At 56.4% G+C, this 17197-nt stretch carries 16 protein-coding genes; 4 read left to right on the top strand and 12 right to left on the bottom strand.

Translation table 11 applies throughout. From position 1 onward, the window contains the following. Positions 1-43: 43 nt before the first annotated feature. The 3 genes from Q1B27_RS19690 to puuE are packed head-to-tail and all read right to left on the bottom strand — an operon-like array spanning position 44 to position 3446. Positions 44-1483 (bottom strand): nucleobase:cation symporter-2 family protein, encoded by a 1440-nt coding sequence (locus Q1B27_RS19690; protein WP_299850240.1) that lies wholly within the window; start codon positions 1481-1483, stop codon positions 44-46. A gap of 59 nt (positions 1484-1542) precedes the next feature. Next, a complete protein-coding gene (locus tag Q1B27_RS19695; protein ID WP_299850241.1) occupies positions 1543-2034 on the bottom strand; it encodes an ureidoglycolate lyase in 492 nt (163 codons plus the stop codon). Beyond that, the gene (puuE, locus tag Q1B27_RS19700; RefSeq protein WP_299850242.1) at positions 2031-3446 is read right to left on the bottom strand and encodes an allantoinase PuuE; all 1416 of its coding nucleotides are present in this window, start codon (positions 3444-3446) and stop codon (positions 2031-2033) included. The genes Q1B27_RS19695 and puuE overlap by 4 nt, the downstream gene beginning before the upstream one ends. Before the next feature lie 223 nt (positions 3447-3669). On the opposite strand from puuE, the gene uraH reads away from it, so the two are divergent. Together uraH and Q1B27_RS19710 are read left to right on the top strand one after the other, a co-directional pair. Continuing rightward, positions 3670-4023: a hydroxyisourate hydrolase gene (gene uraH, locus Q1B27_RS19705; protein WP_299850243.1), complete on the top strand. Its 354-nt coding sequence runs from the start codon at positions 3670-3672 to the stop codon at positions 4021-4023. Positions 4024-4478: 455 nt separating this feature from the next. Beyond that, positions 4479-5120 (top strand): class I SAM-dependent methyltransferase, encoded by a 642-nt coding sequence (locus Q1B27_RS19710; RefSeq protein WP_299850244.1) that lies wholly within the window; start codon positions 4479-4481, stop codon positions 5118-5120. Positions 5121-5264: 144 nt separating this feature from the next. Here Q1B27_RS19710 and mmsB read toward each other — a convergent pair whose 3' ends face one another. The 7 genes from mmsB to Q1B27_RS19745 form a co-directional block, all read right to left on the bottom strand. Further along, positions 5265-6242, bottom strand: coding sequence for a 3-hydroxyisobutyrate dehydrogenase (gene mmsB, locus Q1B27_RS19715; RefSeq protein WP_367181367.1), 978 nt, complete (start codon positions 6240-6242; stop codon positions 5265-5267). After that, positions 6217-7761, bottom strand: a complete 1545-nt coding sequence (locus Q1B27_RS19720) for an aldehyde dehydrogenase family protein (RefSeq protein ID WP_299850246.1) — start codon at positions 7759-7761, stop codon at positions 6217-6219. The genes mmsB and Q1B27_RS19720 overlap by 26 nt, the downstream gene beginning before the upstream one ends. A gap of 276 nt (positions 7762-8037) precedes the next feature. Then, positions 8038-9270, bottom strand: coding sequence for a TRAP transporter substrate-binding protein (locus Q1B27_RS19725; RefSeq protein WP_299850247.1), 1233 nt, complete (start codon positions 9268-9270; stop codon positions 8038-8040). A gap of 73 nt (positions 9271-9343) precedes the next feature. Continuing rightward, positions 9344-10189 (bottom strand): SDR family NAD(P)-dependent oxidoreductase, encoded by an 846-nt coding sequence (locus Q1B27_RS19730; RefSeq protein WP_299850248.1) that lies wholly within the window; start codon positions 10187-10189, stop codon positions 9344-9346. 140 nt (positions 10190-10329) lie between these two features. Beyond that, positions 10330-11013 (bottom strand): Crp/Fnr family transcriptional regulator, encoded by a 684-nt coding sequence (locus Q1B27_RS19735; protein WP_299850249.1) that lies wholly within the window; start codon positions 11011-11013, stop codon positions 10330-10332. Between the two features lie 598 nt (positions 11014-11611). Beyond that, positions 11612-12043: a VOC family protein gene (locus Q1B27_RS19740; RefSeq protein WP_299850250.1), complete on the bottom strand. Its 432-nt coding sequence runs from the start codon at positions 12041-12043 to the stop codon at positions 11612-11614. A 164-nt stretch (positions 12044-12207) separates the two neighbouring features. Beyond that, positions 12208-13119, bottom strand: coding sequence for a LysR family transcriptional regulator (locus Q1B27_RS19745; protein WP_299850251.1), 912 nt, complete (start codon positions 13117-13119; stop codon positions 12208-12210). Positions 13120-13228: 109 nt separating this feature from the next. Between Q1B27_RS19745 and Q1B27_RS19750 the strand changes: the two genes are divergently transcribed. After that, positions 13229-14464 (top strand): urate hydroxylase PuuD, encoded by a 1236-nt coding sequence (locus tag Q1B27_RS19750; RefSeq protein ID WP_299850252.1) that lies wholly within the window; start codon positions 13229-13231, stop codon positions 14462-14464. A gap of 2 nt (positions 14465-14466) precedes the next feature. Here Q1B27_RS19750 and Q1B27_RS19755 read toward each other — a convergent pair whose 3' ends face one another. Together Q1B27_RS19755 and Q1B27_RS19760 are read right to left on the bottom strand one after the other, a co-directional pair. After that, entirely contained in the window at positions 14467-15102 is a 636-nt protein-coding gene (locus tag Q1B27_RS19755) for a ChrR family anti-sigma-E factor (RefSeq protein WP_299850434.1), read from the bottom strand. Next, positions 15102-15620 carry a sigma-70 family RNA polymerase sigma factor gene (locus Q1B27_RS19760; RefSeq protein ID WP_299850436.1) on the bottom strand — a complete coding sequence of 173 codons (519 nt, stop codon included), beginning with the start codon at positions 15618-15620 and terminating at the stop codon, positions 15102-15104. The genes Q1B27_RS19755 and Q1B27_RS19760 overlap by 1 nt, the downstream gene beginning before the upstream one ends. A gap of 432 nt (positions 15621-16052) precedes the next feature. Between Q1B27_RS19760 and Q1B27_RS19765 the strand changes: the two genes are divergently transcribed. Continuing rightward, a complete protein-coding gene (locus Q1B27_RS19765; protein WP_299850253.1) occupies positions 16053-17117 on the top strand; it encodes a hybrid sensor histidine kinase/response regulator in 1065 nt (354 codons plus the stop codon). Positions 17118-17197: the final 80 nt, after the last annotated feature.

Genomic DNA, 17197 nt, shown 5'->3' on the forward strand with positions numbered 1-17197 from the left:
GCCCTTCTTGCTTTTCTTTCCTGGTTCCCGCGTTTTTTTGTGATCAGTTATCGTCCTGCGGCAAAGATCCCTTGCCATGTCCGGCCATCCCGCCAGAGACTTCCTCGGTCGACTCACCCGCCAGTTCCTCGGGCAAGATAAGGTTTAGTGCGATGGCGACGAAAGCCGCTGGCAAAAGGCCTGATGTCATCAGGATACGCAAGGTGTCCGGCAGATATTGCACAGCATCAGGTTCCAGTTGCAGCCCCAACCCGATGCTGAGCGCGATGGCGAAGATCACCATGTTGCGACGGTTCCAATCCACGTCCGATAGCATCGAGATACCGGCGGCCACGACCATGCCGAACATCACGATAACCCCGCCGCCCAGCACTTCGATCGGCACGGTACGGATCACTCCACCGACTTTTGGGATCAGCCCGCAGATGATCAAAAAGATCGCTCCACAGGTAACGACGTGGCGGCTCATCACACCGGTCATGGCGATCAGGCCGACGTTCTGACTGAAAGACGTGTTCGGAAACGCGCCAAAGCATCCGGCCAGCGCTGACCCCAGTCCGTCGGCATAGGTCGCCCCCTCGATTTCCTTATCCGTGGCCTCGCGGCCCGCACCGCCCTTGGTGATGCCTGACACGTCGCCGACGGTTTCCACGGCCGAGACAAATGCCATCAGGCTGAACCCGATAAGAGCAGCGGCGGAGATTTCGAAGCCGTATTTGAACGGTGTGGGCAGGGCGAAAGCGGCGGCACCAGACCACGAACTGGCGATGGTATCAAAGCTTAGAATGCCAACAAGAAGCGCGTAGAAATAACCAGCAACCAAACCGATCAGAACGGCTGAGATCGACAGCATGCCACGGGCAAAAAACTTGAGGCCGAGGGTGATGAAAATCACTACGAGTGCCGCTGACCAGTTGAGCAACGATCCATATTCAGCCGCGCCTTGCAGTTTTGCCGGAACCCCGCCAGCGGCGTATTGGATTCCGACCTTGACCAACGCCAGGCCGATCATTGTAACAACCAGTCCCGTGACCAGCGGTGGAAGAGCAAAGCGGATCTTACCAATAAAGGCACCCAGCACCGCATGGAAAAGGCCGCCAAGGATGACGCCAGTGAAGAGTGCGGCCAGCCCGTCAACGCCCTTGCCCGCAACAAGCGGGATCATGATCGGCAAGAAGGCAAACGAGGTGCCCTGCACAATCGGTAAGGCCGCCCCAACAGGCCCCAGGGTGATTGTCTGCAACAGTGTCGCAATACCGGCAAACAGCATCGACATCTGGATCAGGTAAAGAAGCTCGGGGAAATCAGGCGAATTGGAACCAAAGCCAAACCCTGCCGCCCCGGCCACGATAATCGCCGGTGTCACGTTTGAGACGAACATCGCCAGAACGTGTTGGATGCCCAAAGGTATCGCGCGGCCAAGGCCAGGAAAATAATCCGGGTCGCGCAGCTGCGCCGGTGTTCCGATTGACGTGTCAGTCATAGGTGTCTCCTCCACTCCCTGCTGAAAAATCGGCGGTATGTGTAGGATGTGACCTACATCTATAGCGCCTCGACGATGTAAGGGTCATCAAACCAATGTTCTTCCAGGTTCGATCCGTCGCCGATCCGGTCCACCACGGCAAACTGTCCGGGTGCCTCGATCGGGGCCAGCACGCCATGCCATACGCCGCGATGCAGGTTGATACACTGCCCCGGTGCCGTCACGAAGGCCTTGAGATTGATGGGTTTTCCGGCGTCATCATCCGCGACAACCACCAGGAATTGCACCTGGGAGATTGGCATGAAGGCCTGACTTCCGTCCGGGTGACGCTCGACCATATCAACAAGGTGCGGCAAGTGGCGGGCCTTGGCATCGAAAAGGCTGATCCCGGCCCGGCCGTCAGAGAAATCCAGTTTCGCCAGATCATGATGCCGTCCGCACATGCCCTGGTTTATCAGTTTCGTTGGCTCGCCACGCGCTTCGATGACGTCTCCGTAGGGCGCAAAAGCGTCTGTCGTCAAAGGGCTGACCGTCAGGTTTTTCTTTGTCATGGCAACATGTCCTGAAGTCGAAGTTGCGCAATGCGTTCGACCTGTCGGCAGGCCTGAGCAAATTCGGTTTCGGAATCGTTGCTGATCCGCTGTTCGAACGCGGCTTTGATCGACGCCTTGTCGTTATCGCGTACAGCGATGATGAAGGGGAAACCATGTTTCTCGACATATTGCGCGTTGAGGCCTTGGAAGGTTTCACGTTCCGCGTCGATCAGCAGGTCAAGGCCTGCGCCAGCTTGTTCCGAGGTGCTTTCAGCAGTGAGCTTGCCCGCCGCAGCCAGCTTGCCCGCAAGGTCGGGGTGGGCAATCAAGACGCTAAGGCGTTCGTCGTTGGTTGCGGTACGGAAGATGCGGCAGAGCGCGTTGTGAACACCGGCGGCGCAGTCATGTGCGGCGCCAAGCTCCAGATCAAAGGCGCGTTCGGCGATCCAGGGAGAATGTTCGAAAATGCCGCCGAACTGGTCGACAAATGCCGATCTTTCCATCTGGCTTGGACGGTCGAAACGCGCCGGGGTGTGATATGTGGCCCAGTGTTCGGCAATGTCGATCCTGCGGGGGCACCAGACGCCGTCAAACCCTTGGATGTATTCAATGAATCGTTTGAGGCTTGCAATCTTTCCAGGCCGTCCGATCAGGCGGCAATGCAGCCCGATGGACATCATTTTGGCCTGTCCATCCATCCCTTCGGCGTAGAGCGTATCGAAGGCGTCTTTGAGATAAAGAAAGAACTGTTCGCCGGTGATCCAGCCTGGGCTTGTTGCAAAGCGCATGTCGTTGGCTTCGAGTGTATAGGGGATGATCAGCTGGTTGCGTTCACCGACCTCGATCCAGTGGGGCAGGTCGTCATCATAGGTGTCCGAGATATAGTCGAACCCGCCCTGTTCGGCGACCAGACGTACCGTATTGGCGCTGCACCGGCCGGTGTACCATCCGCGCGGCGGCATTCCCACAACCTCAGTATGAAGGCGCACGGCCTCGGCGATGGCGGCGCGCTCGTCGGCTTCGGGCATGTCTTTGTGTTCAACCCATTTCAGCCCGTGGCTGGCGACCTCCCAACCGGCGTCTTTCATCGCCTGAACCTGTTCGGGATTGCGTGCCAAGGCGCTGGCGACGCCATAGATTGTCACCGGAATATCGGCGCCGGTGAATAGGCGATGCAGGCGCCAGAACCCTGCGCGGGCCCCGTATTCATAGATGGATTCCATGTTCCAGTGGCGTTGACCTGGCCACGGGGCCGTGCCGGGAATGTCTGACAAAAACGCCTCGGACGCCGCATCTCCATGCAGTATGTTATTCTCGCCGCCTTCCTCGTAATTCAGTACAAATTGCACAGCGATCTTTGCCTGATCCGGCCATTTGGGATCGGGGGCGTTTTGCCCATATCCGCGCAGGTTGCGGGGATAGCGTTTCATTTGCATGCCTCCGGTTTTCTGGTCGAAAGGCAGGGATTTGCCCGAAAAACGGCTCCCATCCGACCGGTTGTCCTTTGATTTCTTTCTAGAACAAAACAATGCGAATAGCTTTCTAAAATTACTTGAAAGAGTTATTTGAAAGAAACCCATGTTCCCGCATGTTCAAACGCGGCAATAAGGGCGGAACGCTTGAATGACGACACATATGTGCAGGGGGCAGACCATGGCCGGATATCTGACAACACACGTTCTGGACACCGCCCGGGGGTGCCCGGCGGAGGGTTTGAAGATCGAGCTTTTCCGGATCGACGGCGAGGCCCGTGAACATCTGCGTACGCTGACCACCAATGATGACGGTCGCACCGATGAGCAGATTCTGCCCGAAGCCGAATTCCAGACCGGGACCTACGAGTTGGTGTTCCACGCCGGGGCGTATCTGGACGCGGTGGGTGTGCCGCCCGAGGAGCCCAAGTTTCTGGATATCGTGCCGTTGCGCTTTGGGATGTCGGAGGCCGCGCATTACCACGTGCCACTGCTTCTATCGCCCTTCGGATATGCCACCTATCGTGGCAGTTGAGCGGCGTTGATTGCCTGTCGAAAGTCCCGGCATTCAGCTGATCCGGGAGAATCGGGGTTAACGCGCTGAAAACGCTTAAAAATCAAAATCGGTATAACGTCGGTATTTTGTCGGTATTACGTCGGTGTCGAAAGCGGTGTTTCGTGCGGTTAACAGAGCGGACGCAATAAACCGGGGCGATTTTGACGAAATGCTCGGGTGTCAGCAGGCACCGGGGCAGGTGGCGTCCGGGGTGAAGCCTCATCCGGTCTTAGAAAAATCTTTGACCTGTGCGCGGCCTTTGAAAGAGAGGCGGGTGCATCGGAGATCAATGCGAAGCCGGCAAAGCGGCGGTTGCCACCTGTGCAGTCCGGCCTGATGGATAACCGAGAGTTGTTGGGCCGCCGCCAAGAGCCTATACCGTCCGATGGACCGGTTTTCGGGATTTGGTGAACGCATTTGCAAGGATAGTCATTATGGACAGAAACGAGTTGCCCGACACCAAATCTGCGCGGGTGGATTGGGTCATTCGCGCAGAGACCAATCAGGAAATGCGCCGCCGCTATGATCTTTGGGCACAGGATTACGACGGCGACGTTGGTTCTTACGAGGATTATCTTGTCCCATATGAGGCGACCAAAGTCGCAACACGGATTCTGGAAAAGGACGCGCTTATTCTGGATGCCGGGGCCGGCACTGGTCTGGTCGGGCAGGCACTTAAGGAAGCGGGTTTTCATCGACTTATTGCAGTTGATTATTCCGAGGGGATGCTGGACGTGGCCCGCAAGAAGCAGGTCTACGAGACCGTTCGCCAATGCGATCTTAGCCGTCCGACCAGTTTTGAAAACGGGTCGATAGATTGCGTCATAACCTGCGGAACAACCTCTCAGATGCCCTGCGCCAGTCTGCGGGAATTTGCCCGAATTGTTCGCCCGGGCGGTCATGTCATCTTTGCCGTCGTCCCTGATCCGTGGGTGGAATGTGGCTATGCGGAGGTTCTTTCGGAGCTTGAAGCAGCGGGAAAGATTTCAGTCAAATGCCGTGGTGACTCCTTTCAAATGTTGCCAACAACCGAGCCTGAGTTCTTTTGTGAAATCTGGGTGATGGACGTTCATTAAGCGCCCGGGGCGGTCATCGATGAATGAAGGTAAGTGGACAAAGGTTGAATTCGCTGTGCTTGCGCAAATGGCTGCTTTCTGAAGCATTGCGAAAGTTTGACTGCAATTCAAAATCAAGAAATACGTATTTGGCAATTCACTCGATCATCCAAGAACTGAAGGATCGACCTCGTAGTCCCAGGCATCACCGCCAATAAGTTTTGATATACCTGAATAATCCGTTTCTGCGTGTCCGCTATCGCAAAAGTGCGAAAAAATCGCCAGAGCATGTGCCGCCAGCGGCGTGGTGGCATTTACCGACAATGCAGCATCCTGCGACAAGCGCAGGTCTTTGCGCATCATCGCGCCCGAAAAGCCCGGTATATATCCGTTGGTAGAGGGAACTCCGTCCAACAGCCCCGGTAGTGGGCAGTAGTTGCTAAGCGCCCAATTCTGCCCGGATGCGTTGGTGACAATTTCATATGTCCGTTTCAGGTCCAGCCCCAACCGCTTGGCCAGCATCAGCGTTTCTGCTGCCGCAATCATCGAGATGCCCAGCGACATGTTGTTGCAGATCTTGACGCCAATGCCGCTGCCTTGTTCTCCGGCATAAAGCAGGTTGCCGCCCATGATCTCCAAATAAGGAGCCGCGCGGGCAAAAGAGGCTTCGGTGCCGCCCACAATGAAATTCAACTTGCCAATGCGCGCCGCCATCACACCACCGGTGACCGGAGCGTCGATCATCTCAAGACCTCTGGCAACGGAGGCCGCGCCGACCTCACGCGAAGTATCGACGTCGATGGTCGAGCTGTCGATCAGCAACGTTCCGGGCGCTGCCGTTTCCACCAGACCGCCCTCATCCAAGTAAACGCTACGTACATGCTGCCCTGCGGGGAGCATGGTTATTACCATATCGGCCCCGTCCGCCGCCTCCGCGATGCTGCCCACGACCGTGGCACCCAATTCCCCCGCTTTTTCCTGTAACGCTTTGGACAGATCCAGCGCCTGAACGGTGTGTCCCGCCCTGATCAGTTGTTCGGCCATGGGCATGCCCATGTTTCCAAGCCCGATAAAACCTACAGTCGTGCTCATGACATTCTCCGATTTTTGCGTTGTGTCAGACACCGAGGGCCGATGTGCCACGGTTGATCAACACGGTTTTTGAACTCGTAAAGTGGTGCAACATGCTGTCGAGCGCATATTCTTTGCCAAGGCCGCTCATCTTGATGCCGCCATAGGACACATTGGACCGCGGTGCCGCGCATTGATTGACCTGCACGAAACCGGCCTCAATACGTTCAACATATTCCAGTGCCCTGCTCAAATCGCGGGTCCATAGATTTGCCGACAGACCAAACGGGGTATCATTGGCCTGCTCAATCATCTGGTGAAAAGATGTGAAGGGTAGAACCGTTGCAACCGGGCCGAAAATTTCATCCTGGCAGACTTGATTGTCCAGACTCAGCCCATCAAGAAGCGTTGGTGGAAAGAAATACCCTCCCCGAAGATAAGGGTCTGTTGGCAGTTCACCCCCGAACAGAACCCTCATCCCGGGAGAAACCCGTGCAATATCCATGTATTTCTTGGTGCGATCAAACTGCTCTGCAGAAATGATCGACCCCATATCGGTTGTTTCATCTAGCGGATTACCCAGTTTGATATCGCCAAGCCTGGCAACCACACCTTCGATCACCTGGTCATAGATGTCTTGATGCACAAAGACACGTGACCCCGCCGTGCAGGCCTGCCCCTGTCGCGTATAGCGCATGCCGTCGATAATACCGGGAATGGCCAGGTCCAGATCGGCGTCTGGCAAGACGATGCTTGGGTTCTTACCACCAAGCTCCAGCGTTACCGTGGCCAGCTTGGGCGCGGCATAGCTGGCAATGGCCTGTCCCACAGGCAGTGAGCCCGTAAACGTAACTTTGCGGACGGTTGGGTGTTCGCACAGCGGTTTGCCACATTCTTCGCCGTACCCTGAAATGACGTTCAGCACGCCAGCAGGCAGAAACCTGTTGATGATCTCAGCAAGAAACAGCACGCAGATCGGGGCCTGCTCGGCAGATTTGATGACGATGGTATTGCCCGCAGTCAGTGCTGGAGCGATTTTTGCCATGAACAGAAACAATGGTGCATTCCACGGAATAATTCCGGCGATGACGCCAATCGGATCTCGGGTGGAGTAGTGCAGCACATCGGGCGACGCGTTGGGTACGGTTTCGCCTTTTAGTTCCCCCGCCAGCCCGCCAAACATGCGTAACAAATCATAGCTGGACGCGGTTTCGGGGCGCGCCTGGGTGCGCAGCGCATTGCCGGTATCGAGTGCCAGAACCTGAGCGACCAATTCTGCCTCTGCTTCGATGGCATCGGCTGCTTTTTGCAACATCCGTCCCCGGTCGCGGGCTGGAACGCGGCGCCAGGATGTCAGCGCTGTGGCTGCTGCCCGGACCGCCGCATCAACATCCGCCGCACCACATTGCGGCACCTGACCGATCACCTGCAGATTACCGGGGTGAATCACCTCGATCATCTGATCGGTGGCGGCACCGGTTAGCTTTCCGTCCAGCAGGATCGTGCCAGATAACCGCCGCGCCGTTTTCAGCGCCTCCGGGGCTAGCGTTTCAAGCGGTTTTCCGGCCTCTATCTTCGTCGCGGTGCTCATAGGCGGGTCGTCCTTTTCAGATAGGTCTTCAGTGGTAAACACCGGTAGTTCGATTGGTTAAAAGGTCTCTGGCGCCAGTCCGATGATGAGTGAAGCTATCACAAGATCCTTCGCGAACATGATTTCTGTTCGGGGTTGGCGGACATCCAGTGCGATACGAAAACCGAATTTCCTGCCACTCCAAAGGTCGATAGCGCGGCCATTGGAGGAAGAGATGTTCTGAGAACATCCCTCCCCGATCTGTAGCGGTACCTCAAATCAAGGACCCCGCGCCCGTCAGCCACGCCACCAGCGGCGGGGCTCAACATTTTCGACCAGTATATCGCTTGGGATTTCCCGCGCGATCCGGTGAACCTCTGTGTAGGTGTCAATACCTCCGGCCCAACCGTTGATGCGCTCGCGCCACGCCTCCCACGGTTCCGGAACGTGCTCTGGCGCACACATCCGGGCGGCCTTTTCGCGCTCTGCATCGGAGAGAGGTACAAACCGTGTGCCGTTCTTCACAAAGATCGTTCCGGGAAGCTGCGGCACCGAATGGCCAACCGTGTTGACCAAAGCCGCCTCATGCGCACCCTGGATCAGGGCCTGCGTGAAATAGGCAGACTCCATCACCGCATCTTGCAGATGCGGTTCAAGTCCCTCGAACACTTCGAAATTCATCGCTGTGTGCTCGAAGCCAGAGAAGAAACGCAGATCTATGACCTGACTGACCACAGGAGACATGTTGGCGTAGGCAACCGCCGAAGACCAGGTCTCAGCACCGTCGATAAGCCCCTGTTTCAGGCCGTCGAGGGTCTCCTCCCACGCGATCGGCGTCGGATTGAGATTGAGAAGCTCCATCGCGATCCGTCCAAGTTGCGTGCCTGTCACGCGGTTCTTGGTGCCGAACAACTCTTCGATCTTGGTCACATCCGGGCGATCCGCCCAACTCAGGCCCATTTGCAGCCCACGGAGCTGACACACCGAGAACAGGAAATGCAAATTGTGCTTCTTGCGCAGCGGTGCGCGCAGGATCTGTTCACTCGCTGGATGATAAAGGAAGTGGTACAGCGACGCTCGCGTTGGGAACTGATAAGCATAGTCGAGCACGTTGTAATAGGGTGCACCTCCGGCGGAATTTTGGGTGGACGCCGCATAGATGTCGACGATGCCCTGCTGCGTTTTCTCGACACATGAGAGCTGACCGCAAATCTGGTTATCGCCAATAAATTCAACGCGAATTTCGCCGTCTGTCCGCTCTTCCAGATCACGGGCAAATTCGAGACAACCGGCCCGCTCGATCAGCAGGTTGCGTTCGTTGAACCCAGAGGCCCCAAATTTCAACGTATGTTTGGCAGGCTTCGAGAACCGCTTGTCGTAGGTAGAGCTTGCGGCCTCCGCAAGTTCTGGCAAGGTCAACGCGCCGGTTAAAGCTGCGCCCCCCAAGAGAGTTGACGATAACCCGTATGTGCCAGCCACGCGCAGCAGGTTTCGTCTGGATATCCGTTCGCTTACAAATTTCGATGACATAGTTTTCCTCCCTAGTCATGACTTTGGATTTTGCCGCTGAGGCGGTCTTGCATTTGGGGTTGGTTTAACCCGGTTATTCATCCCAGATCGGCACTTCGCCCGATCGTGATCGCGCGGCCAGCCAACCGCCCTCCACCTTGATTTCGGATCCGTTGATGAAACTGGAATCGTCACTTGCTAGAAATATAGCGGCACCTGCTATATCCTCTGGCTGCCCCCAGCGGCCGATCAGATTTTCGGATGCCCAGGCAGGGCCGGTATCGTCAGCTTCAGCAAAACTCTGGTTGAAAGGGGATGCAACCATGCCTGGCGCAATCGCATTCACGCGAATGTTCTTGCCCGCCAGATCAGCCGCCATCGCGCGCGTCAGCCCAAGAACGCCGGATTTCGCGGCAACATAAGCAACCCGGTTTGGACGCCCCATAAAGCTTGCGATTGAGGCAACATTGATGATGTTTCCGGATTCCTGTTTCAGCATCTGAGGCAGAACCGCCTGAGAGCAAATGAACGGTCCACCCAGGTTGATATCGAGCATCTGATGCCAATCGTCCTGGGTGTGCTGCATCAGGCCCTTGATTACGCGGGCGCCTGCGTTGTTCATCAATACATCGACGCGACCAAATTTTTCGACCACGCGTTCTGCCATGGTTCGGGCGTTTTGCTGACTGCGCACGTCCAGTGCTACGGCCATGGCCTCATTGCCAACTTCGCTGGCCACTTCCTTTGCGTTGCCTTCGTTGATATCCGCAACAACTACATGCGCACCTTCAGCCGCAAACGCCTTGCAGATCGCTGCACCAATACCACGCCCACCGCCGGTCACGATCACTACTTTACCGTCAAGCTTCATCAGCAGGTGAACCCCTTCGTTATCGCTCCCGGCCAGGAGCGGATTGTTTGAATACAGATTGCAAGACATGTTCCGCTGGGTCATCCCGTGACAGAAGCTGGCGTACGCTTTGCCTCGCTAGATTCAAGATTAGCCACAAGCACCCAGCGCGTATGTCAGATTTTTGACATTCATTTCAATTTAATGTCAGCCAAAAATATTGATGCTTCTCAGCGCGAGATGACTTCAGCGAGACGTTCAACATCGAGGATGGAAATCTGCTGACGTTTGTTCTCGATAAGGCCCCCAGCCGAGAACCTCCGCAAAATTGCGGTGACGTATTGGCGTCTTGAAAAAACCAGCGCCGCCAGTTCTTCGTGAGAAATTCTAAGAAACAACTGGCCAGAGACATCTCGGCTTGCGTCAAGTTCCAAGTGCATCTGAACAAGAACGCGTGCAAGACGCTGCTCAACGCTCAGTCCCGTCGCATCGCTCACTCGTGAATGGAGTAATTGCTGCCGTTTAAGAAGAAGCTGAACCAGCAAAATACCGAGTTCCCCATCCATTCGCATAAGTTTGAGAAACTCAGCCCGCCCAAATCGACGGGCAATGGAGCTTTGAACAGCGATACAATTGGCGTCCCGTGTTGCTTTGGGCCGAAGTGTCGACAATCCGACCAAGCTACCGATCTGATGGATTTTCAACAGCGTATCATGACCCTTCTCATCAGAACGGGTCGTTTTTAGAGACCCATCTGTAAGAACAAAAACAGATCTAGCGGTTTCTCCTTGATGAAAAACATATTGACCGGCCTCAAAAGTCGCCTGCCGCCCAAGCTTCGAAAGTCTATCAAAATACTCGGTGTTGAGGTCGCTCTCTAGCTCAATACCTTCTGTCAGTTCGAAGTTTTTCATAAGGTTCCAGGACTGTTAATTCCGAATGCCCGCAAGAACATCGCCAAGCTACAAAGAACCCGTTCGAAATGTCTGTGCGCTTCAAAGAACTACCAGTTTAATGACGTGAGTGCATTTCTAACGCGATTTTTCTGATGACAGTACAAATGCGCATTTTTGCTTTAGCAGTTTCAAGTTTGGCTTCGCAATTGATGTTTCCAGATATAGTCAAACGGCGATGTCCCACTTACCATTTGCCCACACAACCAAGAAAGGGGCTCCTCCGAGCGTGGCGATGTCGGCTTTGCATGCTTTCGCCCCTGTTTGGGCAACCTGCAGCATCCGTAGCAATGGGCTCAAACCGGCCTTTGGTCATTTTCCGACTTGGTAACCGCTCATTCCAGCCACCCCGCCCGGAATCAAGCCGCGGGCGCCGGGCGAGCGCCGGACCGTCCCGACGGGCTGGCGCTTTGGTGAGGGCGCGCGTTCCGGTGAAGATGGAGATATTTGGCGGGCATGAAGTGCCAGACTGAAGCGTTTCAACGCCATCCCACGATCCGGCGCTCGCCCTCGGCATCATGTCCGCTCTGGGCTCAACGTTGTTGTCGAAGCAGCAGTCTTAACTTTGCTCAAGTTCGAGAATGTTTCCTTCTGGGTCGCGCATGTAAACGATCAACAGGGGAGCCTCAGCAGACCCAAAATCCGTGATTTCTCCAAGAGCAGTGCCGCCGGTACGGATAACGAGTGCATAGGTCTTCCGGATATCGTCAACTTCAAAAGCAAGATGCGAGAAGCCGGGTTCGTTGACCCGAGGTGCAGATTTTTCGCAGGTTGTTTTGTGCTGATGAATTTCGAGGAACGGTTCCTTGCGGTCGGCAAGCGTCAACCAGATTGAATATATTCTGGAATTCGGTAACCCATTGCCCCGAGATACTTTTCCCCCGGACAAAACTATGGGTTCACGCAAAAGGCGGCATTCGAACACCTTTTTGTAAAACGCCGCGAGCTTGTCAGCATCTCGTGCAACGATGCAGATATGGGCAAGTTTCATCGCATCAATATCCTACCGGGTGAGTTGAGCTTAATGCGAACAGAAAGGCAATAAAACTTGTCCGCTTCGGGCCTGAACTTATCGTATCCGGGGCAGCGCGGGTAATGGGGCCGGGCGGAACCAAAGAACAGCCATCGCGGTAGATTTTCCCCGGAGCGCGGACCCTAGCCCCGTGTCGGCAGCGACGCTTTGATGTGGTCGGTCATGAATTCGATCAGCAGCCGCGTTTTGGGGTCCTGTCTGCGCCGATGCGCGTATAGGCAGGCCATCTGGATGGGCACGGGCGGTTCGTTTTCCAGCACGGGCACCAGTGCCCCGGTTTTCAGGTGATCGGCCACCTCGAAGAGCGGTTTGAGGATGATGCCGTGCCCGTCCAGCGCCCATTGGGTCAGCACATCACCGTGGTCCGATTCAAACGGGCCGGATACGGCGACGCGCTTTATCCCCTCGGGCGTTTGCAGCGGCCATTGGAATTCGGGCGCGCCGGCGTAGCGCAGGTTCAGGCAATCATGCGCCTCGCTTTTCAACTCGCCGCTGGAGCCGGGCATGCCCTTGCGCGCAATATAGTCCGGCGCGGCGCATAAGACCCGCTCGCAATCGGCGATCTTGCGAATGCGCAGCGAGGAATCCTCGGGCACGCCCAGGAAAAATGCTGCATCCAGCCCTTCGCCCGCCAGATCAAGCTTGCGGTCCGACAAGCGCAGGCGAATTCGGATCAGCGGGTAGAGTGCATTGAATTCCGGGACCGCGGGGGCGATCAGGCGTTGCCCCATCCCCAGCGGCGCCGCGATGTGGAGTGAACCGCGCGGGGTCTGGGTGACGGAGTTGATCTCGGCCTCGGCCTCGTCCACGGCTTCGAGGATCTTGCAGGCCCCGGCATAGAACATCACGCCCTGTTCGGTCGGGTTCAGCATCCGGGTGGTGCGTTGAAAAAGGCGCACGTTCAGGTGTTCTTCGAGCGCGGCAATTCTGGCCGAGGCAACCGCCGCCGAGATCCTCTGGTCGCGCGCTGCTGCGGACATATTGCCCAATTCGTACACCCGTACGAAGGTCTTTACATTGTCCAGGTAGGCCATGATCTATTATTATTAGGTTCGACTTGAAACAGCTAGGCTTTTTTCCCGAATTCAGAATAATCGGCAAAGATGCGATACCGCATGGGGACGCTTTGAACGGAGACCGAAAATGCACGATTTTGCGATCATGTGGGACTGGATTGGTTTCGCGGTGCGGTGGCTGCATGTCATCACGGCGATTGCCTGGATCGGGTCGTCCTTCTATTTTGTGGCGCTGGATCTGGGGCTGCGCAAGGTGCCACATCTGCCCGCCGGGGCCTTTGGCGAGGAATGGCAGGTGCATGGCGGGGGGTTCTATCACATCCAGAAATACCTGGTGGCGCCCGAGAACATGCCCGACCACCTGATCTGGTTCAAATGGGAAAGCTATGCCACCTGGCTGAGCGGTGCTGCGCTCTTGATGATTGTCTACTGGGTCGGTGGCGAGCTCTATCTGATTGATGCCAGCAAGGCCGATCTGGCGCTGTGGCAGGGCATTCTGATTTCCGCCGCGTCCCTGTCGGTGGGCTGGCTGGTATACGACCGGTTGTGCAAATCGGGGTTGGGTGAAAAGCCGACGCTGTTGATGGTGCTGCTGTTTGCGCTGCTGGTGGCGATGGGGTGGGGCTACAACCAGATTTTCACCGGGCGCGCCACGCTGCTGCATCTGGGCGCGTTCACGGCCACGATCATGACGGCGAATGTGTTTTTCATCATCATGCCCAATCAGCGGATCGTGGTGAAGGATTTGCAGGAAGGCCGCACGCCTGATCCGAAATACGGACGGATCGCCAAGCTGCGATCGACCCATAACAACTACCTGACGCTGCCGGTGGTGTTCCTGATGCTCTCCAATCACTACCCGCTGGCCTTTGCGACCGAATATAACTGGATCATCGCGGCACTGGTTTTCCTGATGGGGGTCACGATCCGACATTTCTTCAACACCATGCACGCGGGGGGCGGCAAGATGTGGTGGACCTGGCTGGTGACGGTGCTTTTGTTCATCGCGATCATGTGGCTGAGCACAGCGCCCCTGATGCACGACAGCTATGAGGCGTCCGAGGCGCGGCCCCTGACGGCGACCGAGGAGAAGTTTGCCAGCGCCGAGGGGTTCGAGGATGTGGCGGGCATCATCCCCGGACGCTGTGCCATGTGCCATGCGCGCGAGCCGTTCTATGACGGCATTCAACGCGCGCCAAAAAACGTGTTGCTGGAAACCGAGGCGGATATCGCCCGCGCCGCCGATCTGATCTACCTTCATTCCGGCGTGAGCGACGCTATGCCCCCGGCCAACGTATCTTTCATGGAAGAAGACGAGCGGCGTGCGGTGATCCGTTGGTACCTCGCCGCCAAGCGCGGCTGAGGTCAGATCCGAAAGAGCGGCTGTAGCAGGCGGGGCATCCATGAATTGAACCGCAATGCGGCATCGGTCGCCGCAAGGCAGATGCAGGGCAGGCCCTCTTCGGCGGTGGGGGTATGCTCCAAGTCTGTGTCCGCGACCTCGACATCGCCGGGGCCAAAGCGACCGGTCTCATCGCTGAAGGCGCCCTGCAGCACCAAAGTCAGCTCCAGCCCGTTATGGCTGTGATCGGGCACGGCCTGCCCGGGCGGGATATAGAGCAGTCGAACGCTGCCTTCGCGGCTTTCTTCCAGGATGGATTGCCGTGCGCCCATCCCCAGCGATTTCCATTTTGGCGGCTGGCCGCCCAGCAATTGCATGACCGGGCCGGGGTAGATATCGGAGCGTTCATAAATCGGCTCGGCCTCAACGGCGTCATCAAGCTGTGCCAGAAGCCGATCCTTCGACGCGCCGGACACTTCGATAGGATCAGTGTGTTCCAGAACGGCGCCACCGGCGCTTTGGTGGGCGCCCAGGCGCGCGCGACATTCGTCACACATCGACACATGGGTGGCCACGACCAGCGCGAAAGGTTGGGCCAGTGCGCCCGAGGCATAGCTGAGCAGCAGGGTGTCGGGGATATGATGGTTGATGTCCGTCATCATTGCCGTGTGCCTTTTAATTCGTGACGCAGCCGTTCCAGACCCAGCCGGATGCGAGATTTGATGGTGCCAAGGGGCAGCCCCGTGTCAGCTTGGATTTCGCTGTGGCTAAGCTCGCCCAGGTATGCTTTTTCAACCATGACGCGTTGATCATCGCTGAGCGTTTCGAGGGCCGCGCGCAATTGGGCGGCTTCCTGCTCCAGCGCGATGATCTGCACGGAATCCACTTCGGTGGTGCCTTCTTCCTTTAATTCTTCGGGGACCGGTCGGCGAGTCTTGCGCAGGATATCGACCTGCCGGTTGCGGGCGATCTGGTAGACCCAGCTTGAGACCTGCGCACGGTGCGGATCAAACGACGCCGCCTTGTGCCAAACCGACAGCATCACGTCTTGCACGATGTCTTCGGCCTCGGCAGGTGTCACGCCCGAACGCATGATGAACCCTTTCAGACGCGGCGCAAAGAAATCGAAGAGTTGCCCGAAAGCATGCTTGTCGCGATTGTCGCGCACAGCCAGCATCCACACGGTCTGATCCGAAAATGTCTGAGTTGGTTTGTCGTTCAAATTACGCCTGTCCACATCGCCACCAGATGCCGCAATGGCACAGTAGCCAGCGGGCGGGGGCATTTCCACGGAAATATGCTGTGACACGTTCATCATATGCCCAATACGGCGTGTAGGCGCCGGTGGATTACTTTTTTATGCCGATTCCGACATTGCCGATAAAGGACGCGGTGCATGGGTGTGGCAGGGCATTCCCGTGTGGCGGTGCAATGGGTTAACCGCACCGGTCCTTAGCGTTAGAGCGCCATTAACAGTTTCAAGTTTGACTGGTCGTTGCAAAATGAAATCGAAGGCGGTGCCTGGCCTGGTATGCCGACAAAAGCATTCGCTGAGACCGCAGATGCATTTCAAAAGTGAAGAACCTTGTTAAGCCGTGAGAAGACACCGATGCATATCCTGATTGTCGATGACTTCCCGGAAGATCAGCAAGCATTGATCGCCATGATCGAAGAGGATAACAGCGATTTCACATTCGACACAGCGCAGACCGGAGACGAGGCCGTTGCCGCGTTCGGGCAACACCGGCATGATTGTGTCATTGTTGATTATCGTCTCAACCATGAAAATGGTCTGGATATTCTGGCACGTCTAAAGACGATCGACCCGTTTTGCGCGGCCATTGTCATGTCGGGGCAGGGGTCGGAAAAAATCGCTGCCGATGCGATGAAATCGGGTGCGTTCGACTATCTGGTGAAGGGCAATACAAGCGGGTTTGCAATCCGGACGATTATCCACCGGACCGTGGAGCGGTGCGAGGTCGATCGCAAAGCGAGTGTCCGGCAGCAGGAGCAAAATCAGTTCCTGACCACGCTTGTGCACGATATCCGCGCGCCTTTCAGGAATATCAGCAACTCGACCGCGATGCTGATCGAAGACATCGAAAACGGGTCATTTGCCGATATCGACAGTCTGGTTCGGGCCCAGTCTGAGGCGCTGAAACACGCGGATGCGTTGATCAAGACCCTGCAAACCTACGCGCTTCTGGATGATGAGGTGGATTTCGAACGCGTCAGTCTGAACTACATTTTCGAGCTTCTAACAAAGATGTTTCGCACCGATGCGAACGTGTCCAATGCGGAGTTCGAGATCGAGGTGCTGCCTGATATTGACGGGCATGCGCCGCAAATAGGTCAGTTGTTTCAAAACCTTATCGCGAATGCTTTGAAGTATAACGTTTCTGATGTGCAGAAGGTCAATGTGCGCCTGATCGCGGCCAACAAGGATGCTGTCACGATTTGTGTGGAAGACAACGGGCTGGGCATGGAGGCGGCAAGTATCGAAGATATTTTCAAGCCCCTGACAAGGCTTTGGAGCAAGGACGAGTATGAAGGAACCGGTCTGGGCCTGTCGATCTGCAAAAAGATCGTGGAGCGGCATCAGGGGCGGATCTGGTGCGAATCCCAACAGGGCGAAGGCAGCAGGTTCTTTGTTCAACTGCCCCCCGCCGCCTGAATTGCGCTGTTAACCGAAAGCCCGGAAGGCGCCATGCTAGAGAGTGGTTAATTTTGCGTTTACGCCCCGTGGCGCACCCT

Origin of the sequence: uncultured Roseovarius sp. (assembly GCF_947489715.1) — a bacterium.
GTDB lineage: Bacteria > Pseudomonadota > Alphaproteobacteria > Rhodobacterales > Rhodobacteraceae > Roseovarius.